This is a genomic window from Streptococcus sp. 20925_1_69 (genome assembly GCF_041432365.1).
Classification (GTDB): domain Bacteria; phylum Bacillota; class Bacilli; order Lactobacillales; family Streptococcaceae; genus Streptococcus.
The window spans coordinates 15,708-36,062 of record NZ_JAPVZL010000013.1 but is presented as its reverse complement, the minus strand read 5'-3'; the positions used below and the strand labels follow the sequence as shown (position 1 = coordinate 36,062).

Below are 20,355 nucleotides of genomic sequence, written 5' to 3'. Positions count from 1 at the left end.
ACATAATAAATATCAAAAGTAATCTTTTAAGGAGGTCATTATTATGCCTAATTACGTTAAAGCAGATCAGTTTTTCTATCCATTTGGCATTCGTCGCGGTGGGTACTTAGAACTTGTTGATGGCAAATTTGGGAAACATGTGGATCAAATTCCTGAAGGAGCAGAGGTTCTTGACTATACTGGTTATAGCATTGCACCAGGTCTTGTGGATACTCATATTCATGGATATGCAGGTGTAGATGTGATGGACAACAACATTGAAGGGACATTGCATACTATGAGTGAAGGACTTCTTAGTACCGGTGTTACCAGTTTCTTGCCCACAACTTTAACAGCCACTTATGAGCAATTGCTTGCAGTCACTGAAAATCTTGGAAACCATTATAAAGAAGCAACAGGTGCTAAGATTCGTGGGATTTATTATGAAGGTCCATACTTCACAGAAACTTTTAAGGGGGCACAAAATCCAACTTATATGAGAGACCCGGGTGTTGAGGAGTTTCATTCTTGGCAAGATGCTGCAAAAGGGATGCTAAATAAAATCGCTATTGCACCAGAACGTGATGGGGTGGAAGATTTTGTACGTACTATTACAGGTGAAGGTGTGACAGTTGCACTTGGACACTCAGATGCGACATTTGAACAAGCTAAGAAGGCAGTTGATGCTGGAGCTAGTGTATGGGTACATGCCTATAATGGGATGCGTGGTTTAACACACCGAGAACTAGGTATGGTAGGAGCTATGTATGAGCTCCCACATACTTACGCAGAATTGATTTGTGATGGTTATCATGTAGATCCAAAAGCTTGTGAGATTTTACTTAAGCAAAAGGGGACAGAAAACATCGCTCTTATTACGGACTGTATGACAGCTGGTGGACTTGAAGACGGTGACTATATGTTGGGAGAATTCCCTGTTGTAGTAGCAAATGGAACTGCACGTCTCAAATCTACTGGTAATTTGGCAGGTTCTATCCTCAAACTTAAAGATGGTATGAGAAATGTAGTCGAGTGGGGTATTGCAAATCCACATGAAGCAGTCATGATGGCCAGCCTCAACCCAGCTAAATCTGTTAATATTGACGATGTCTGTGGACAAATTCGTGAAGGTTATGATGCAGATTTTATTGTTTTAGACAAAGATTTAGAATTGGTAGCTACGTATCTAGATGGTGTGAAACGATATCAAGCATAAGATAGAAAGCAGGAGTTAGAGACTAGCTTCTGCTTTTTTATCTATATTACTTTACCAGTAAATAAAAAAGTTAAAAAAATCACAAAAAAGCTTGAGCAAACAAATGAAAAGGTTTACAATTGTATTATAAATAATACAAATAAAAAAACGGAGGAGTGCTTTATGAAAGCCTATACTTATGTTAAACCAGGACTTGCTTCTTTTGTTGACGTTGACAAACCAGTGATTCGTAAGCCAACAGACGCTATTGTGCGTATCGTAAAAACCACTATTTGTGGAACAGACCTCCATATTATCAAAGGGGATGTTCCTGCTTGCCAAAGCGGTACCATTCTTGGTCACGAAGGGATTGGGATTGTGGAAGAAGTTGGAGAAGGAGTTTCTAACTTCAAAAAAGGCGACAAGGTCTTGATTTCTTGTGTCTGTGCCTGTGGTAAATGCTACTACTGTAAAAAAGGAATTTATGCTCACTGTGAAGACGAAGGGGGCTGGATTTTTGGTCACTTGATTGATGGTATGCAGGCTGAATATCTACGTGTCCCTCATGCAGATAATACTCTTTACCACACTCCAGAAGACTTGTCAGATGAAGCCTTGGTTATGCTATCAGACATTCTGCCTACTGGATATGAAATTGGTGTCTTAAAAGGGAAAGTAGAACCTGGTTGTAGTGTAGCCATTATTGGTTCAGGACCTGTTGGATTGGCTGCTCTATTGACAGCTCAATTCTATTCACCAGCTAAATTGATTATGGTAGACCTAGACGATAACCGCTTGGAAACTGCTGTATCATTTGGTGCGACTCACAAGATTAATTCTTCAGACCCTGAAAAAGCGATTAAAGAAATTTATGATTTGACAGATGGTCGTGGTGTAGATGTTGCTATCGAAGCTGTTGGTATTCCTGCAACATTTGATTTCTGTCAAAAGATTATCGGTGTAGACGGAACGGTTGCCAACTGTGGTGTACATGGTAAACCAGTCGAATTCGATTTGGACAAACTTTGGATTCGCAACATCAATGTAACAACTGGTTTGGTATCTACAAATACCACTCCACAATTGTTGAAAGCTCTTGAAAGTCATAAGATTGAACCAGAAAAATTGGTAACTCATTATTTCAAACTAAGTGAAATTGAAAAAGCCTATGAAGTTTTCAGTAAAGCAGCAGACCACCATGCAATTAAGGTCATCATCGAAAACGATATTTCTGAAGCCTAGGTAGTAAAAAGATTTTGGAACACAAGCAAATAGAAATTCAGTCATCCATCAGATGGCTGGATTTTTTATCAAGAAATTAAGAAATGAGCATATTTCTTTCCTTGTTTAGCGGAATTGGTTATAATATACGGTACAAAGGAATGAATGAATATGTATCGTGTTATAGAAATGTACGGAGATTTTGAACCGTGGTGGTTCTTAGAAGGTTGGGAAGAAGATATTGTAGCTAGTAAGAAATTTGACCAGTATTATGATGCTCTCAAATACTACAAAACTTGCTGGTTTAAATTAGAACAAGAATCCCCTCTTTATAAAAGCAGAAGTGACTTGATGACCATTTTTTGGGATCCAGAAGACCAACGCTGGTGCGATGAATGTGACGAGTATTTACAACAATACCATTCTTTGGCTCTTTTACAGGATGAGCAGGTTATCCCAGATGAAAAACTACGCCCAGGCTATGAAAAACAAACAGGTAAGGAAAGGCACCGTTCTTGCCGTATGAAATTAAAATAGAGAAAAAGTAACTTTTTTGGAGTTGCTTTTTTTTTATTTTCCCAAATCTTTGCGAATAGTATAGGTGAGGAGGTAAGTATGGTTCAAGAAATTGCACAAGAAATCATTCGTTCAGCTCGGAAAAAAGGAGCGCAAGACATTTATTTTGTTCCTAAGTTAGACGCTTATGAGCTTCATATGAGAATTGGAGACGAGCGCTGTAAAATCGGTTGTTATGATTTTGAAAAGTTTGCGGCTGTCATCAGTCACTTTAAGTTTGTGGCGGGTATGAATGTTGGAGAAAAGCGACGTAGTCAGCTAGGTTCCTGTGATTATGAATATGACCAGAAGATGGCATCTCTACGCTTATCTACCGTAGGCGATTATCGAGGGCAGGAGAGTTTGGTGATTCGCTTGTTGCATGATGAGGAGCAGGATTTGCATTTTTGGTTTCAAGATATTGATGAATTGGGCAAGAAGTACAGGCAACGTGGTCTCTATCTCTTTGCTGGTCCAGTCGGAAGTGGCAAGACAACCCTGATGCATGAATTGGCCAAGTCTCTCTTTAAAGGACAGCAAGTTATGTCCATCGAAGATCCTGTCGAAATCAAGCAGGAGGACATGCTCCAGTTGCAGTTGAATGAGGCGATTGGGCTGACCTATGAAAATCTGATTAAGCTTTCCCTACGTCATCGTCCTGATCTCTTGATTATCGGAGAAATTCGGGACAGCGAGACGGCGCGTGCAGTGGTCACAGCTAGTTTGACAGGTGCGACAGTCTTTTCAACCATTCATGCCAAAAGTATCCGAGGTGTTTATGAGCGCCTGCTGGAGTTGGGTGTGAGTGAGGAGGAATTAGCAGTTGTTCTGCAAGGAGTTTGCTACCAGAGATTAATCGGGGGAGGAGGAATTGTTGACTTTGCAAACAAAGACTATCAAGAACACCAGCCAACTAGCTGGAATGAACAGATTGACCAGCTTCTTGAAGATGGACATATCACAAGTCTTCAGGCTGAAACGGAAAAAATTAGCTATAGCTAAGCAAAAAAATATCATCACCTTGTTTAACAATCTCTTTTCCAGCGGTTTTCATCTGGTGGAGACCATCTCCTTTTTAGATAGGAGTGCCTTGTTGGATAAGCAGTGTGTGACCAAGATGCGCACGGGCTTGTCTCAGGGGAAATCATTCTCAGAAATGATGGAAAGTTTGGGTTTTTCAAGTGCCATTGTCACTCAGTTATCCCTAGCGGAAGTCCATGGAAATCTCCACCTGAGTTTGGGAAAGATAGAAGAGTATCTAGACAATCTGGCCAAGGTCAAGAAAAAGCTAATTGAAGTAGCGACCTATCCCTTGATTTTGCTGGGTTTTCTTCTCTTAATTATGCTGGGGCTACGGAACTATCTACTACCACAACTGGATAGTAGTAATATCGCCACTCAGATTATCGGTAATCTGCCACAAATCTTTCTAGGAATGGTAGGGTTTGTTTCCATACTTGTCCTTTTAGCACTCACTTTTTATAAAAGAAGTTCTAAGATGCGCGTCTTTTCTATCCTAGCACGCATTCCTTTTCTTGGAATCTTTGTGCAGACCTATTTGACAGCTTATTATGCACGTGAGTGGGGGAATATGATTTCGCAGGGGATGGAGCTGACGCAGATTTTTCAGATCATGCAGGAACAAGGTTCCCAGCTCTTTAAAGAAATCGGTCAAGACCTGGCTCAAGCCCTGCAAAATGGCCGCGAATTTTCTCAAACCATAGCAACCTATCCTTTCTTTAAGAAGGAGTTGAGCCTCATTATCGAGTATGGGGAAGTCAAGTCCAAGCTGGGTAGTGAGTTGGAAATCTATGCTGAAAAAACTTGGGAAGCCTTTTTTACCCGAGTCAACCGCACCATGAATTTGGTGCAGCCACTGGTTTTTATCTTTGTGGCACTGATTATCGTTTTACTTTATGCGGCAATGCTCATGCCCATGTATCAAAATATGGAGGTAAATTTTTAACATGAAAAAAATGATGACATTCTTGAAAAAAGCTAAGGTTAAAGCTTTCACTCTGGTAGAGATGTTAGTGGTCCTTTTAATCATCAGCGTGCTTCTCTTGCTCTTTGTACCTAATTTGACCAAGCAAAAAGAAGCAGTCAACGACAAAGGAAAAGCTGCTGTTGTTAAGGTGGTAGAAAGCCAGGCAGAGCTTTATAGTTTGAATAAAAACGAAGAGGCTACTCTAAGCAAATTACAAGCAGATGATCGCATCACAGAAGAGCAAGCTAAAGCTTATAAAGAATATCATGCAAAACAAAATAAGACTCAAACGGTCGCGGATTAAGGCCTTTACCATGCTTGAAAGTCTCTTGGTTTTGGGACTGGTGAGTATCCTTGTCTTGGGCTTATCTGGCTCTGTCCAGTCCACTTTTGCAGCAGTAGAGGAGCAGATTTTCTTTATGGAGTTTGAAGAACTCTATCGGGAAACTCAAAAACGCAGTGTAGCCAGTCAGCAAAAGACTAGTCTGAACTTAGATGGGCAGACGATTAGCAATGGCAGTCAAAAGTTGACAGTTCCTAAAGGAATTCAGACACCATCAGGCCAAAGTATTACATTTGACCGAGCTGGGGGCAATTCGTCCTTAGCTAAGGTTGAATTTCAGACCAGTAAAGGAGCGATTCGCTATCAATTATATCTAGGAAATGGAAAAATTAAACGCATTAAGGAAACAAAAAATTAGGGCAGTGATTTTACTGGAAGCAGTAGTCGCTCTAGCTATCTTTGCCAGCATTGCGACCCTCCTTTTGGGACAAATTCAAAAAAATAGGCAAGAGGAAGCAAAAATCTTGCAAAAGGAAGAAGTCTTGAGGGTAGCTAAGATGGCTCTGCAGACAGGTCAAAATCAGGTAAATATAAACGGAGTTGAGATTCAGATGTTTTCTAGTGAAAAGGGATTGGAGGTCTACCATGGTTCAGAACAGTTGTTGGCAATCAAAGAACCATAAGGTCAAGGCTTTCACCTTGTTGGAAGCCCTGATTACTCTTATTGTTATCAGTGGAAGCCTACTCCTCTTTCAAGCTATGAGTCAGCTCCTTATTTCAGAAGTTCGCTACCAGCAACAAAGCGAGCAAAAGGAGTGGCTCTTGTTTGTGGACCAGTTGGAGGCAGAATTAGACCGTTCGCAGTTCGAAAAAGTGGAGGGCAACCGCCTCTATATGAAGCAGGATGGCAAGGAAATTGCAATAGGCAAGTCAAAATCGGATGATTTTCGTAAAACAGATGCCAGTGGACGGGGTTATCAGCCGATGGTTTATGGCCTCAAATCTGCGCAGATTACAGAGGACAATCAACTGGTTCGTTTTCGTTTCCAGTTCCAAAAAGGCTTAGAAAGGGAGTTCATCTATCGTGTGGAAAAAGAAGAAAGTTAAGGCAGGTGTTCTCCTCTATGCGGTCACCATAGCAGCCATCTTTAGTCTTTTGTTACAATTTTACTTGAACCGACAAGTCGCCAACCATCGAGACTATGCTTTAAATAAAGAAAAGCTGGTCGCTTTTGCTATGGCCAAGCGAACCAAAGATAAGGTTGAGCAAGAAAGTGGGGAACAGACCTTTAATCTGGGTCAGGTGAGTTATCAAAATAAGAAAACAAACTTGGTGACAAGGGTTCGTATGCCTAAGAGACAATATGAATTCATCTTTCCTTCAGTCAAAATCAAAGAAGAGAAAATAGAGAAAAAGGAAGAGGTATCGACTGATTCAAGTAATCAAGCGGAGAAGAAAAAATCAGAAAAGAAGCTTGAAAAGAAAAGGAATTTCTAGCCAATCAAACTACTTTGTGCTAAACTGAAAATATGAAACATGATTTTAACCACAAAGTAGAAACTTTTGACTCCCCTAAAAACATTTTCCTTGCAAACTTGGTTTGTCAAGCAGTCGAGGAACAGATTGATCTTCTATCAGACAAAGAAATTCTGGATTTTGGTGGAGGGACGGGGCTATTAGCCTTGCCTCTGGCCAAGCAAGCCAAGTTCGTTACTCTTGTAGACATTTCTGAGAAAATGCTGGAGCAAGCTCGTTTAAAAGCGGAGCAGCAAGACATCAAGAATATCCAGTTTTTGGAGCAAGATTTACTGAAAAATCCCTTGGAGCAAGAGTTTGATCTCATTGTTGTTAGTAGGGTTCTTCACCATATGCCTGATTTGGATGAAGCTCTCTCACTGTTTCATCAACATTTGAAGGAAGATGGACAACTCCTCATTGCTGATTTTACCAGGACGGAGACCAACCATCACGGCTTTGAATTGCCTGCATTGGAAAACAAGTTAATTCAGCACGGTTTTTCATCGGTGCATAGTCAGATTCTCTATAGCGCTGAAGACTTGTTTCAAGGAAATTACTCAGAACTCTTTTTTACAGTAGCCCAAAAATCACTCGCCTAGTTAGGGAGTGATTTTTCTATAAGGATGGAAAAAAGAAGGGAAATTTGATAAGATAGGAATATGGATTTTGAAAAAATTGAACAAGCTTATACGTATTTACTAGAGAATGTCCAAGTCATCCAAAGTGATTTGGCGACCAATTTTTATGACGCCCTGGTGGAGCAAAACAGCATCTATTTGGATGGTGAAACTGAGCTAAATCAGGTCAAAGAGAACAATCAAGCTCTTAAACGCTTAGCACTTCGCAAAGAAGAATGGCTCAAGACCTACCAATTTCTCTTGATGAAGGCAGGGCAGACAGAACCCTTGCAGGCCAATCACCAGTTTACGCCAGACGCCATTGCTTTACTTTTGGTGTTTATCGTGGAAGAGCTGTTTAAAGAGGAGGAAATTACGATCCTCGAAATGGGTTCTGGAATGGGGATTCTGGGTGCTACTTTCTTGACCTCGCTGGCTAAAAAGGTGGATTACTTGGGAATGGAAGTAGATGATTTGCTGATTGATTTGGCAGCTAGTATGGCAGATGTGATTGGTTTGCAGGCTGGCTTTGTCCAAGGAGATGCCGTTCGTCCACAAATGCTCAAAGAAAGCGATGTGGTCATCAGCGACTTGCCTGTTGGCTATTATCCTGATGATGCCGTTGCAGCGCGTCATCAAGTTGCTTCTAGTCAAGAACATACTTACGCCCATCACTTGCTCATGGAACAAGGGATTAAGTACCTCAAGTCAGATGGATACGCTATTTTTCTAGCTCCGAGTGATTTGTTGACCAGTCCTCAAAGTGATTTGTTAAAAGTGTGGTTGAAAGAGGAGGCAAGTCTGGTTGCCATGATCAGTCTACCTGAAAATCTTTTTGCTAGTGCTAAACAATCTAAGACGATTTTTATCTTACAGAAGAAAAGTGATATAGCAGTAGAGCCTTTTATTTATCCGCTTGCAAGCCTGCAAGATGCAAGTATTTTAATGAAATTTAAAGAAAATTTTCAAAAATGGACTCAAGGTACTGAAATATAAAATAGATTTTGTTATAATAGATGAAAACGCTTAAAAGAGGAGTCTTGTTATGACAAAAACAATTGCAATCAATGCAGGAAGTTCAAGTTTGAAATGGCAATTATACTTAATGCCAGAGGAAAAAGTGTTAGCCAAAGGCTTGATTGAACGTATCGGTTTGAAAGATTCAATTTCAACTGTAAAATTTGATGGCCGTTCTGAACAACAAATTTTGGATATCGAAAATCATACACAAGCCGTTAAAATTTTATTGGATGACTTGATTCGTTTCGATATTATCAAGGCTTACGATGAGATTACAGGTGTTGGACACCGTGTTGTGGCAGGTGGAGAATATTTCAAAGAATCAACAGTTGTTGAAGGGGATGTTTTGGAAAAAGTTGAAGAGTTGAGCTTGTTAGCTCCTCTTCACAATCCAGCCAATGCAGCAGGTGTTCGTGCTTTCAAGGAATTATTGCCAGACATTACCAGTGTAGTTGTTTTTGATACTTCATTCCACACAAGTATGCCAGAGAAAGCTTATCGCTACCCTCTACCAACAAAATACTACACAGAAAACAAGGTTCGTAAATATGGTGCCCACGGTACAAGCCACCAGTTTGTAGCAGGAGAAGCTGCAAAACTTTTGGGACGTCCATTAGAAGACTTGAAATTGATTACTTGCCACATCGGTAATGGTGCTTCTATTACAGCTGTTAAGGGTGGTCAGTCTGTCGATACTTCAATGGGCTTCACTCCACTTGGTGGTGTGATGATGGGTACTCGTACAGGAGATATTGACCCAGCTATCATTCCTTACCTAATGCAATATACAGAGGACTTTAACACGCCTGAAGACATTAGTCACGTCCTTAATCGTGAATCAGGCCTTATGGGTGTTTCAGGTAAATCTAGTGATATGCGCGATGTGATTGCTGCTATGGAAGAAGGGGACCACGATGCCACTTTAGCCTATGAAATGTATGTTGATCGTATCCAAAAACATATCGGTCAATACCTTGCGGTCCTAAATGGAGCAGATGCTATTATCTTCACAGCAGGTATCGGAGAAAATGCAGCTGCTGTACGTGAAGATGTTATCTCAGGTATCTCTTGGTTTGGCTGTGACGTTGATCCAGAAAAGAACGTCTTTGGCGTGACAGGAGACATCTCAACAGAGGCTGCGAAGATTCGTGTCTTGGTTATTCCAACAGATGAAGAATTAGTTATTGCCCGTGACGTTGAACGTTTGAAAAAATAACTAAAATCAGCAAAAATATTCCGTACAAGGAGTTGGAAAAGTGATTTTTCCAGCTTCTTTTTCTGATGAAATTGTTCAAAACCTTGCTATGATTGGCTTTTTTGAAAAATATGGTATAATAGTAGTAATTTAATAGATGGAGTTGAGTTTTGAAGAAAAACTTTCGTGTAAAAAGAGAGAAAGATTTTAAGGCAATTTTCAAGGAGGGAACAAGTTTTGCCAATCGCAAATTTGTTGTCTACCAATTAGAAAACCAGAAAAACCATTTTCGAGTAGGTCTATCAGTTAGCAAAAAGCTGGGGAATGCCGTCACTAGAAATCAAATCAAGCGACGGATTCGTCATATTATCCAGAATGCAAAAGGGAGTCTGGTAGAAGATGTCGACTTTGTTGTCATTGCTCGAAAAGGGGTTGAAACCTTGGGATACGCAGAGATGGAGAAAAATCTACTCCACGTATTAAAATTATCAAAGATTTACCAGGAAGGAAATGGGAGTGAAAAAGAAACTACAGTTGACTAGTTTGCTAGGACTGTCCCTATTGATCATGACAGCCTGTGCAACAAATGGGACAACTAGCGATATTACAGCCGATTCGGCTGATTTTTGGAGTAAATTTGTTTACTTCTTTGCGGAAATCATTCGCTTTTTATCGTTTGATATCAGTATCGGAGTGGGGATTATCCTCTTTACGGTCTTGATTCGTACAGTTCTCTTGCCAGTCTTCCAAGTGCAAATGGTAGCTTCTAGAAAAATGCAAGAAGCTCAACCACGCATTAAGGCGCTTCGAGAACAATATCCAGGTCGAGATATGGAAAGTAGAACCAAGCTAGAGCAAGAAATGCGTAAAGTCTTTAAAGAAATGGGTGTCAGACATTCAGATTCTCTTTGGCCGATTTTGATTCAGATGCCGGTTATCTTGGCCTTGTTCCAAGCTCTATCAAGAGTTGACTTTTTAAAGACAGGTCATTTCTTATGGATTAACCTTGGTGGTGTGGATACAACCCTTGTTCTCCCGATTTTAGCAGCAGTATTTACCTTTTTAAGTACTTGGTTGTCTAATAAAGCCTTGTCTGAGCGTAATGGAGCTACGACTGCGATGATGTACGGGATTCCAGTCTTGATTTTTATCTTTGGGGTTTATGCTCCAAGCGGAGTTGCTCTCTACTGGGCAGTGTCCAATGCTTATCAAGTCTTGCAAACCTATTTCTTGAACAATCCATTCAAGATTATTGCAGAGCGCGAGGCAGTAGTTCAGGCACAGAAAGATTTGGAAAATAGAAAAAGAAAAGCCAAGAAAAAGGCTCAGAAAACGAAATAATAAGGAGGAATCTGGTAATGGTAGTATTTACAGGTTCAACTGTTGAAGAAGCAATCCAGAAAGGATTGAAAGAATTAGATATTCCAAGAATGAAGGCTCATATCAAAGTCATTTCTCGCGAGAAAAAAGGATTTCTTGGTTTATTTGGTAAAAAACCAGCCCAAGTGGATATCGATGCTATTAGTGAAACGACAGTTGTAAAAGCAAACCAACAAGCTGTAAAGGGAGTTCCGAAGCAAATTAATGATTTGAATGAGCCTGTTAAAACAGTCAGTGAAGCAACGGTTGATTTGGGTCATGTTGTAGAGGCAATTAAAAAGATTGAGGAAGAAGGCCAAGGTATTTCTGATGAAGTCAAGGCTGAAATCTTGAAAAATGAAAAACATGCTAATACCATTTTAGAAGAAACTGGTCACATTGAGATTTTAAATGAATTACAACTTGAAGAAACTGCTCTCGAAGGAGAAGTAGAAACGCCTATTATTGAAAGCCAAACTGAGCAAACTGAAAGTCAAGAACTAGAAGAATTGGGCTTGAAGGTTGAACCGAGCTTCGATATTGAACAAGTAGCTACGGAAGTAACGACTTATGTTCAAACAATTATTGATGACATGGATGTTGAAGCCACACTTTCAAATGATTATAACCGTCGTAGCATCAATTTACAAATTGATACAAATGAGCCAGGGCGTATTATCGGTTATCATGGTAAAGTCTTGAAGGCCTTGCAACTGTTGGCTCAAAATTATCTTTACAACCGCTATTCAAGAACCTTCTACATTACAATCAATGTCAATGATTATGTCGAACACCGTGCAGAAGTCTTGCAGACCTATGCGCAAAAATTGGCGACTCGTGTTTTAGAAGAAGGACGCAGTCATCAGACAGATCCAATGTCGAATAGCGAACGCAAGATTATCCATCGTATTATTTCACGTATGGATGGTGTGACCAGTTACTCTGAAGGTGACGAGCCCAATCGCTATGTCGTTGTAGATACAGAATAAGTAAAATCAGGGTCCTCCTGATTTTTTGCTAGTTAGAAGAGGTTAAGCGTATGTTTAATAAGATAAGAGACTATCTAGACTTTGCAGGTTTGCAGTACCGTAATCCAGATAAAGCTGGGGAAGAACGAGAGAAAATGCTGGAATTCCGTCATAAAGGCCAAGAGGCTCGAAAGGCTTTTACAGAACTGACTAAAGCATTTCAAACCAGTCATCCAGAATGGCAACTCCAACAGACTAGCCAGTGGATGAACCAAGCGCAGCGCTTGCGACCACACTTCTGGGCTTATATACAGCGTGAGGGGAAAGTGACAGAACCTATGTTGGCTCTTCGTTTGTATGGAGTACCCTCTGATTTTGGTGTCTCACTAGAAGTTAGTTTTATCGAGCGCAAAAAAGATGAGCAAACTTTAGGCAAGCAGGCCAAGGTCCTAGAAGTTCCAGTGGTAGAAGGGATTTATTATCTAGCCTACTCTGATGGTCAAAGTCAACGGTGGGATGCGAACGAAGAAAATCGTCAAATTTTAAGAAATAAACTATCCAATCAGGAAGTCCGAAAAGTGTTAGTTAAAATAGATGTCCCTATAACAGAGAATTCATCTGAAGAAGAAATCGTAGAAGCCCTACTGAAATCTTATGATAAAATTCTTCCATTTTATCTAGCTACGAGAAACTAAGCTAATCATTAAAATATCATAAATCATACAGTCCAAGAGTGAACAGTCCGCTGTGTAATTCTTGGTCTTTTTGTTTGCGCTTTCAAATTATATAATAAACCTACAAAAACAATTCAAAAGGAGAACAATTATGGAAGTCATTTCAAGTGTTCTAAATTGGTTTTCTAGCAATATTTTGCAGAATCCCGCATTTTTCGTAGGTTTATTGGTGTTGATAGGATACGCACTTTTGAAAAAACCTGCCCACGACGTTTTCTCAGGGTTTGTTAAAGCAACAGTAGGGTATATGTTGCTCAATGTGGGTGCGGGTGGTTTGGTTACAACCTTCCGTCCGATCTTAGCAGCCCTTAACTACAAATTCCAAATTGGTGCAGCGGTTATCGACCCTTACTTTGGACTTGCTGCAGCAAACAACAAAATTGCAGCAGAGTTTCCAGATTTTGTTGGAACTGCAACTACAGCTCTATTGATTGGTTTCGGAATAAATATCTTGCTCGTAGCTCTTCGAAAGATTACGAAGGTAAGAACCCTCTTTATTACTGGTCACATCATGGTACAACAAGCTGCAACAGTATCTCTTATGGTTCTATTCTTAGTACCACAATTGCGCAATGCTTACGGTACAGCAGCGATTGGTATCATCTGTGGACTTTACTGGGCAGTTAGTTCAAATATGACTGTTGAGGCAACTCAACGCTTGACTGGTGGTGGCGGATTTGCGATTGGTCACCAACAGCAATTTGCAATCTGGTTTGTAGATAAAGTAGCAGGACGCTTTGGTAAGAAAGAAGAAAGTTTAGACAATCTTAAATTACCTAAGTTCCTCTCAATCTTCCACGATACAGTTGTTGCATCTGCTACCTTGATGCTCGTATTCTTCGGAGCCATTCTTTTAATCTTGGGTCCAGACATTATGTCTAATAAAGAAGTCATCACTTCAGGAACTCTATTCAATCCTGCTAAACAAGATTTCTTTATGTACATTATCCAAACAGCCTTTACCTTCTCAGTTTACTTGTTCGTTTTGATGCAAGGTGTCCGCATGTTCGTATCTGAGTTGACAAATGCCTTCCAAGGTATTTCAAACAAATTATTGCCAGGTTCATTCCCAGCGGTCGACGTTGCAGCTTCTTATGGATTTGGATCTCCAAACGCTGTCTTGTCTGGATTTGCCTTTGGTTTGATTGGTCAATTGATTACAATTGTCTTGCTCATCGTCTTTAAAAACCCTATCCTTATTATTACAGGATTTGTACCAGTATTCTTTGATAATGCAGCAATTGCAGTCTACGCTGATAAGCGTGGCGGATGGAAAGCAGCTGTTATCCTATCCTTCATCTCAGGCGTCCTCCAAGTTGCTCTAGGAGCTCTATGTGTAGCCCTTCTCGACTTAGCATCTTACGGTGGTTATCATGGGAATATTGACTTTGAATTCCCATGGCTTGGATTTGGATACATTTTCAAATATCTCGGTATTGTCGGTTATGTACTTGTATGTCTCTTCTTGCTTGTTATTCCTCAACTTCAATTTGCCAAAGCAAAAGATAAAGAGAAATATTACAACGGTGCAGTTCAAGAAGAAGCTTAGTATCTAGAAAAGGAGAAATAAAATGGTTAAAGTATTAGCAGCGTGCGGAAATGGAATGGGTTCATCAATGGTTATCAAGATGAAGGTTGAAAATGCTCTCCGTAAGCTTAATCAAACAGATTTTACAGTCAATTCATGCAGTGTCGGTGAAGCTAAAGGTTTAGCAGCAGGATATGACATCGTAATCGCTTCTCTTCATTTGATCCAAGAATTGGAAGGGCGAACTAATGGGAAGTTAATTGGGCTTGACAACTTGATGGATGATAAAGAAATCACTGAAAAACTCAGTCAAGCACTACAGTAAAAGGTTGGAGGGGGCTGGATAGAAACTGAGAGTCATCGTTTCTGTCCTTCTCCCTCTTTAAATAAAGGAGGCAGATATGAATTTAAAACAAGCTTTAATTGACAATGACTCGATCCGACTAGGTTTAGAAGCTAAAGACTGGAAAGAAGCAGTCAAGGTAGCAGTAGATCCCTTGATTGAAAGTGGAGCAATTTTGCCAGAGTATTACGATGCTATTATCGAATCGACTGAAGAGTATGGCCCATACTATATCTTAATGCCAGGTATGGCTATGCCCCATGCTAGACCTGAAGCTGGAGTGCAAAGAGATGCCTTTTCATTGATCACCTTACAAAATCCTGTTGTATTTTCAGATGGGAAAGAGGTATCTGTTTTGTTGGCACTAGCAGCAACAAGCTCAAAAATTCACACAAGTGTAGCCATTCCACAAATCATTGCCCTGTTTGAATTAGAAGATTCTATTGCACGTTTACAGGCTTGCCAGACTAAAGAAGATGTCTTGGCTATGATTGAAGAATCTAAGGATAGCCCTTATCTCGAAGGATTGGATTTGGAAAGTTAGAAAGAGGAATAAAGAAATGACAAAAAGAATACCTAATTTACAAGTTGCATTAGATCATTCAGACTTGCAAGGAGCGATTAAAGCAGCTGTTTCTGTTGGTCAGGAAGTAGATATTATCGAAGCTGGAACTGTTTGCTTGCTTCAAGTTGGAAGTGAACTGGTTGAAGTCTTGCGTAGCCTTTTCCCAGATAAGATTATTGTGGCAGACACAAAATGTGCTGATGCTGGTGGAACAGTTGCTAAAAATAATGCAGTTCGTGGAGCAGACTGGATGACTTGTATCTGTTGTGCAACCATCCCTACTATGGAAGCAGCTCTAAAGGCTATCAAGACTGAACGAGGAGAACGAGGCGAAATCCAGATCGAGCTTTATGGCGATTGGACTTTTGAACAAGCTCAGCTTTGGCTAGATGCAGGTATCTCACAAGCTATCTATCACCAATCTCGTGATGCCCTTCTTGCTGGTGAAACTTGGGGTGAAAAAGACCTTAATAAGGTTAAAAAACTCATTGACATGGGCTTCCGAGTTTCTGTAACAGGTGGTCTAGATGTAGATACTCTCAAACTCTTTGAAGGCGTTGATGTCTTTACCTTTATCGCAGGTCGTGGAATTACAGAAGCTGCGGATCCAGCAGGAGCAGCGCGTGCCTTCAAGGATGAAATCAGACGAATTTGGGGGTAAACCATGGCACGTCCAATTGGAATTTATGAAAAGGCAACCCCGACACACTTTACTTGGCTAGAACGTTTAAATTTTGCCAAGGAGTTAGGCTTTGATTTTGTCGAGATGTCTATTGATGAACGTGACGAGCGTTTAGCAAGACTGGACTGGAGCAAGGAAGAGCGCTTGGAAGTTGTCAAAGCGATTTATGAAACTGGTGTTCGTATTCCTTCTATCTGTTTTTCAGGACATCGTCGTTACCCATTGGGATCAAATGATCCAGTTCTAGAGGAAAAATCTCTGGAACTCATGAAAAAATGTATCGAATTAGCTCAGGATTTGGGAGTTCGTACGATTCAATTAGCTGGTTACGACGTTTACTATGAGGAAAAGTCACCCCAGACACGCCAACGTTTTATCAAAAATTTGAGAAAAGCCTGTGACTGGGCTGAAGAAGCTCAGGTGGTACTTGCTATTGAAATTATGGATGATCCTTTTATCAATAGTATCGAAAAATACTTGGCTGTAGAAAAGGATGTTGACTCTCCCTACCTTTTTGTATATCCAGATATTGGGAATGTGTCTGCATGGCATAATGATGTCTATAGTGAGTTCTATCTAGGTCACCATGCTATCGCAGCTCTCCATCTCAAGGATACTTATGCAGTGACAGAAAGTTCAAAGGGCCAGTTCCGAGATGTACCTTTTGGGCAAGGTTGTGTCAAATGGGAAGAAGCTTTCGATATTTTAAAGCAAACCAATTATAATGGTCCTTTCCTAATCGAAATGTGGTCTGAAAATTGTGAAACTGTAGAAGAAACACGCGCAGCCATTCAAGAGGCCCAAGCTTTTCTCTATCCACTAATTAAGAAAGCAGGTTTGATGTAAGATGAATCAAGTAATCAATGCTATGCGTAAACGAGTCTGTGATGCCAATCAATCATTACCGAAACATGGACTTGTCAAATTTACCTGGGGTAATGTATCTGAAGTTAATCGCGAACTAGGTGTCATTGTTATCAAACCATCAGGCGTAGACTATGACGAATTGACACCTGAAAACATGGTGGTGACTGATCTAGATGGTAAGGTCCTAGAAGGGGATTTAAGACCATCTTCTGATCTTCCAACTCATGTGCAGTTATATAAGGCTTGGTCAGAAATTGGTAGTGTGGTCCACACCCATTCGACAGAAGCAGTTGGTTGGGCTCAAGCTGGACGCGATATTCCTTTCTACGGAACAACCCATGCAGATTATTTCTACGGTTCAATCCCTTGCGCCCGTAGTTTGACCAAGGACGAAGTAGAAGTGGCCTATGAAAAAGATACTGGCTTGGTTATCGTAGAAGAATTTGAGCGTCGTGGTCTCAATCCTGTTGAAGTACCAGGTATTGTTGTACGCAATCACGGTCCATTCACCTGGGGCAAAAATCCAGAGAATGCTGTTTATCACTCTGTCGTATTAGAGGAAGTATCAAAGATGAATCGCTTTACAGAACAAATCAATCCAAGAGTTGAACCTGCTCCCCAGTACATTCTAGAAAAACACTACCAACGTAAGCATGGACCAAATGCTTATTACGGTCAAAAGAAATAAGAAATTGAATTGAAAAGAGGCTAGGACCTTTCGATCCAAGCCTCGCTTTTGTAATTGTAAGTATTCGTTATTAAGAGACTACTGTTGATAATTGAAATGCGTTAGTGAATGTGATACTATTATAAAGTTGTTTTCAAGGCAGTTGATTGATAGAGGAGTATGAAATATGGTACTGGATAAGGCAAGTTGTGATTTGCTTCAATATTTGATGGATCAAGAAACGCCCAAAACGATTATGGCGATTTCGAAAGATTTGAAAGAGTCAAGAAGGAAAATTTATTATCACATTGACAAAATCAATGCTGCTCTTGGTGACGAGGCGCTTCACATCATTAGTATTCCACGAATTGGTATTCACTTAACGGAAGAGCAGAGAGATGCTTGTTGTGAACTATTATCGGAAGTAGATTCGTACGATTATATCATGAGTGCGCATGAACGTATGATGATAATGTTATTATGGATAGGTATTTCTAAAGAACGTATTACGATTGAAAAATTGATGGAGTTAACAGAGGTATCTAGGAATACTGTTCTCAATGATTTGAATAGTATTCGTTATCAACTAACTTTGGAACAATATCAGGTGACCTTGCAAGTGAGCAAGTCACAGGGATACCACCTTCATGCCCACCCTCTTAATAAAATTCAGTATCTTCAATCGCTTCTATATCATATTTTTATGGAAGAAAATGCCACTTTTGTATCTATTTTAGAAGATAAGATGAAAGAGAGGTTAGATGATGAGTGTTTGCTTTCTGTTGAAATGAACCAATTTTTTAAGGAACAGGTTCCTTTAGTTGAACAAGATTTAGGGAAGAAAATAAACCATCATGAAGTAACTTTTATGTTGCAGGTTCTACCTTATTTGCTGTTAAGCTGTCATAATGTTGAACAGTATCAAGAAAGACATCAGGATATAGAGAAAGAATTTTCTTTGATAAGAAAAAGAATAGAGTATCAGGTGTCTAAGAAATTAGGAGAACGGTTGTTTCAAAAGTTTGAAATTTCTTTGTCAGAACTTGAAGTTTCTCTTGTAGCTGTTCTTCTCCTCTCCTATCGTAAAGATTTGGATATTCATGCAGAAAGTGATGATTTTCGGCAATTAAAACTTGCTTTAGAAGAATTTATCTGGTATTTTGAATCACAAATCCGAATGGAGATTGAGAACAAGGATGATTTATTACGAAATTTGATGATCCACTGTAAAGCCTTGTTATTTAGAAAGACTTACGGTATTTTTTCTAAAAATCCTCTAACAAAACAAATTCGATCCAAGTATGGAGAATTATTTTTAGTCACTAGAAAATCTGCGGAAATTTTAGAAGGAGCATGGTTTATCCGGCTAACAGACGATGATATTGCCTATTTGACGATTCATATTGGAGGATTTTTAAAGTATACACCATCGTCTCAAAAAAATATGAAAAAAGTTTATCTCGTTTGTGATGAAGGTGTTGCGGTTTCGAGACTTTTGCTGAAACAATGCAAACTTTATTTTCCAAATGAGCAAATTGGCACTGTATTTACAACAGAACAATTTAAGAGTGTGGAAGATATTGCACAAGTTGATGTAGTGATTACTACTAATGATGATTTGGATAGCAGATTTCCAATTTTAAGAGTTAATCCTATCCTTGAAGCAGAAGATATTTTGAAAATGCTAGACTATCTTAAACACAATATATTTCGTAATGAGAGCAAAAGTTTCAGTGAAAATCTTTCCAGTCTTATTTCGTCTTATATTGTAGACAGCAAGTTGGCTAGTAAGTTCCAAGAAGAGGTTCAAACACTTATAAATCAAGAAATAGTAGTTCAAGCTTTTTTGGAAGATATTTGAAGGACAGTCCAATGATGAACACAAACCTGTGTTTTTCTTGGTCTTTTTTAGTATTTTGAAGGGTGGTATACTAATCTCAAAGATAACAATTATATCCAAAGGAGGCAACATATGCCAAACGTCAAAGAAATTACAAGAGAGTCATGGATTTTAGCTACTTTCCCAGAGTGGGGAACATGGTTGAACGAAGAAATCGAAGAAGAAGTCGTACCTGAAGGCAACTTTGCCATGTGGTGGCTAGGCAACTGTGGTACTTGGATTAAGACACCAGGTGGTGCTAACGTTGTCATGGACCTTTGGTCAAACCGTGGAAAATCAACCAAAAAAGTGAAAGATATGGTTCGTGGGCACCAAATGGCAAATATGGCAGGTGTTCGTAAGTTGCAACCAAACTTGCGTGTTCAGCCAATGGTTATCGATCCATTTGCTATCAACGAACTAGACTATTACTTAGTTTCACACTTCCATAGTGATCATATCGACCCATACACAGCTGCAGCAATTCTCAACAATCCTAAGTTAGAGCATGTTAAGTTTATCGGTCCTTACCACTGTGGACGAATCTGGGAAGGATGGGGTGTTCCAAAAGAACGTATCATCGTTGTTAAACCAGGTGACACTATCGAATTAAAAGATATGAAGATTCATGCAGTAGAATCATTTGACCGTACTTGCTTGGTAACTCTTCCAGTGAACGGTGCTGATGAGACAGGCGGTGAACTTGCTGGCTTAGCTGTTACAGATGAAGAAATGGCTCAAAAGGCTGTTAACTATATCTTTGAAACACCAGGTGGAACCATCTATCATGGTGCAGATTCTCACTTCTCAAACTATTTTGCAAAACATGGTAAAGACTTTAAAATTGATGTTGCTTTGAATAACTATGGTGAAAATCCGGTAGGTATCCAAGATAAAATGACATCTATCGACCTTCTTCGTATGGCAGAAAATCTGCGTACCAAAGTCATTATCCCAGTTCACTATGATATCTGGTCTAACTTCATGGCTTCTACTAATGAGATTCTAGAACTTTGGAAAATGAGAAAAGATCGCTTGCAATACGATTTCCATCCATTTATCTGGGAAGTCGGCGGTAAGTACACTTATCCTCAAGATCAACACTTAGTAGAATACCATCATCCACGTGGTTTTGATGATTGTTTTGAACAAGACTCTAACATTCAATTTAAAGCTTTGCTATAATATAAAA

25 protein-coding genes are annotated in these 20,355 nt (G+C 39.7%); all 25 read left to right on the top strand.

All coding sequences use genetic code 11. The annotated features are described in order from the left end of the window. Positions 1 to 43 precede the first annotated feature (43 nt). The 25 genes from nagA to ulaG all read left to right on the top strand — a co-directional run bounded on the left by nagA (position 44) and on the right by ulaG (position 20,348). Positions 44 to 1,195 (top strand): N-acetylglucosamine-6-phosphate deacetylase, encoded by a 1,152-nt coding sequence (gene nagA, locus O3601_RS08645; protein WP_001134550.1) that lies wholly within the window; start codon positions 44 to 46, stop codon positions 1,193 to 1,195. A gap of 162 nt (positions 1,196 to 1,357) precedes the next feature. Continuing rightward, positions 1,358 to 2,416 (top strand): zinc-dependent alcohol dehydrogenase family protein, encoded by a 1,059-nt coding sequence (locus O3601_RS08640; protein ID WP_000649459.1) that lies wholly within the window; start codon positions 1,358 to 1,360, stop codon positions 2,414 to 2,416. A gap of 150 nt (positions 2,417 to 2,566) precedes the next feature. Beyond that, entirely contained in the window at positions 2,567 to 2,932 is a 366-nt protein-coding gene (locus O3601_RS08635) for a DUF1033 family protein (protein WP_045606653.1), read from the top strand. Between the two features lie 78 nt (positions 2,933 to 3,010). Next, positions 3,011 to 3,952, top strand: a complete 942-nt coding sequence (gene comGA / locus O3601_RS08630; RefSeq protein ID WP_261040434.1) for a competence type IV pilus ATPase ComGA — start codon at positions 3,011 to 3,013, stop codon at positions 3,950 to 3,952. Beyond that, positions 3,900 to 4,916, top strand: a complete 1,017-nt coding sequence (gene comGB / locus O3601_RS08625; protein ID WP_371472583.1) for a competence type IV pilus assembly protein ComGB — start codon at positions 3,900 to 3,902, stop codon at positions 4,914 to 4,916. The genes comGA and comGB overlap by 53 nt, the downstream gene beginning before the upstream one ends. Before the next feature lies 1 nt (position 4,917). After that, entirely contained in the window at positions 4,918 to 5,241 is a 324-nt protein-coding gene (comGC, locus tag O3601_RS08620) for a competence type IV pilus major pilin ComGC (RefSeq protein ID WP_000738649.1), read from the top strand. Next, positions 5,204 to 5,638 carry a competence type IV pilus minor pilin ComGD gene (gene comGD / locus O3601_RS08615; protein ID WP_247939454.1) on the top strand — a complete coding sequence of 145 codons (435 nt, stop codon included), beginning with the start codon at positions 5,204 to 5,206 and terminating at the stop codon, positions 5,636 to 5,638. The genes comGC and comGD overlap by 38 nt, the downstream gene beginning before the upstream one ends. Then, positions 5,601 to 5,903 (top strand): competence type IV pilus minor pilin ComGE, encoded by a 303-nt coding sequence (comGE, locus tag O3601_RS08610; RefSeq protein ID WP_153209718.1) that lies wholly within the window; start codon positions 5,601 to 5,603, stop codon positions 5,901 to 5,903. Before comGD ends, comGE begins: the two co-directional genes overlap by 38 nt. Continuing rightward, positions 5,866 to 6,327 carry a competence type IV pilus minor pilin ComGF gene (gene comGF / locus O3601_RS08605; RefSeq protein ID WP_247939455.1) on the top strand — a complete coding sequence of 154 codons (462 nt, stop codon included), beginning with the start codon at positions 5,866 to 5,868 and terminating at the stop codon, positions 6,325 to 6,327. Before comGE ends, comGF begins: the two co-directional genes overlap by 38 nt. Next, entirely contained in the window at positions 6,305 to 6,718 is a 414-nt protein-coding gene (comGG, locus tag O3601_RS08600; protein WP_247939456.1) for a competence type IV pilus minor pilin ComGG, read from the top strand. Before comGF ends, comGG begins: the two co-directional genes overlap by 23 nt. A gap of 32 nt (positions 6,719 to 6,750) precedes the next feature. Then, the gene (locus O3601_RS08595; protein ID WP_371472564.1) at positions 6,751 to 7,338 is read left to right on the top strand and encodes a class I SAM-dependent methyltransferase; all 588 of its coding nucleotides are present in this window, start codon (positions 6,751 to 6,753) and stop codon (positions 7,336 to 7,338) included. Between the two features lie 60 nt (positions 7,339 to 7,398). After that, positions 7,399 to 8,352: a class I SAM-dependent methyltransferase gene (locus O3601_RS08590; RefSeq protein ID WP_371472562.1), complete on the top strand. Its 954-nt coding sequence runs from the start codon at positions 7,399 to 7,401 to the stop codon at positions 8,350 to 8,352. A 49-nt stretch (positions 8,353 to 8,401) separates the two neighbouring features. Further along, positions 8,402 to 9,592 carry an acetate kinase gene (locus tag O3601_RS08585; RefSeq protein ID WP_371472559.1) on the top strand — a complete coding sequence of 397 codons (1,191 nt, stop codon included), beginning with the start codon at positions 8,402 to 8,404 and terminating at the stop codon, positions 9,590 to 9,592. A 149-nt stretch (positions 9,593 to 9,741) separates the two neighbouring features. Continuing rightward, positions 9,742 to 10,113 carry a ribonuclease P protein component gene (rnpA, locus tag O3601_RS08580; RefSeq protein WP_000739245.1) on the top strand — a complete coding sequence of 124 codons (372 nt, stop codon included), beginning with the start codon at positions 9,742 to 9,744 and terminating at the stop codon, positions 10,111 to 10,113. Beyond that, positions 10,088 to 10,912 carry a membrane protein insertase YidC gene (locus O3601_RS08575; RefSeq protein WP_217423022.1) on the top strand — a complete coding sequence of 275 codons (825 nt, stop codon included), beginning with the start codon at positions 10,088 to 10,090 and terminating at the stop codon, positions 10,910 to 10,912. The genes rnpA and O3601_RS08575 overlap by 26 nt, the downstream gene beginning before the upstream one ends. A 17-nt stretch (positions 10,913 to 10,929) precedes the next feature. Then, positions 10,930 to 11,919 carry an RNA-binding cell elongation regulator Jag/EloR gene (gene jag / locus O3601_RS08570; protein ID WP_173270361.1) on the top strand — a complete coding sequence of 330 codons (990 nt, stop codon included), beginning with the start codon at positions 10,930 to 10,932 and terminating at the stop codon, positions 11,917 to 11,919. Positions 11,920 to 11,969: 50 nt separating this feature from the next. Next, entirely contained in the window at positions 11,970 to 12,593 is a 624-nt protein-coding gene (locus O3601_RS08565; protein WP_173250021.1) for a ribonuclease P, read from the top strand. 130 nt (positions 12,594 to 12,723) lie between these two features. Beyond that, positions 12,724 to 14,181: a PTS ascorbate transporter subunit IIC gene (locus O3601_RS08560; RefSeq protein ID WP_000452074.1), complete on the top strand. Its 1,458-nt coding sequence runs from the start codon at positions 12,724 to 12,726 to the stop codon at positions 14,179 to 14,181. Between the two features lie 22 nt (positions 14,182 to 14,203). Next, a complete protein-coding gene (locus O3601_RS08555) occupies positions 14,204 to 14,485 on the top strand; it encodes a PTS sugar transporter subunit IIB (RefSeq protein WP_000241466.1) in 282 nt (93 codons plus the stop codon). Positions 14,486 to 14,561: 76 nt separating this feature from the next. After that, positions 14,562 to 15,047, top strand: a complete 486-nt coding sequence (locus tag O3601_RS08550) for a PTS sugar transporter subunit IIA (RefSeq protein WP_001049925.1) — start codon at positions 14,562 to 14,564, stop codon at positions 15,045 to 15,047. A gap of 16 nt (positions 15,048 to 15,063) precedes the next feature. After that, positions 15,064 to 15,729 (top strand): 3-keto-L-gulonate-6-phosphate decarboxylase UlaD, encoded by a 666-nt coding sequence (locus O3601_RS08545; protein ID WP_000166737.1) that lies wholly within the window; start codon positions 15,064 to 15,066, stop codon positions 15,727 to 15,729. A 3-nt stretch (positions 15,730 to 15,732) separates the two neighbouring features. Further along, a complete protein-coding gene (locus O3601_RS08540; protein ID WP_049523964.1) occupies positions 15,733 to 16,596 on the top strand; it encodes an L-ribulose-5-phosphate 3-epimerase in 864 nt (287 codons plus the stop codon). Between the two features lies 1 nt (position 16,597). Next, on the top strand, positions 16,598 to 17,305 hold the full coding sequence (locus O3601_RS08535) for an L-ribulose-5-phosphate 4-epimerase (protein WP_049523963.1): 708 nt from the start codon (positions 16,598 to 16,600) through the stop codon (positions 17,303 to 17,305). Between the two features lie 166 nt (positions 17,306 to 17,471). Continuing rightward, the gene (locus O3601_RS08530; protein ID WP_173304910.1) at positions 17,472 to 19,145 is read left to right on the top strand and encodes a transcription antiterminator; all 1,674 of its coding nucleotides are present in this window, start codon (positions 17,472 to 17,474) and stop codon (positions 19,143 to 19,145) included. Positions 19,146 to 19,256: 111 nt separating this feature from the next. After that, positions 19,257 to 20,348 carry an L-ascorbate 6-phosphate lactonase gene (gene ulaG / locus O3601_RS08525; RefSeq protein ID WP_001134226.1) on the top strand — a complete coding sequence of 364 codons (1,092 nt, stop codon included), beginning with the start codon at positions 19,257 to 19,259 and terminating at the stop codon, positions 20,346 to 20,348. Positions 20,349 to 20,355 lie beyond the last annotated feature (7 nt).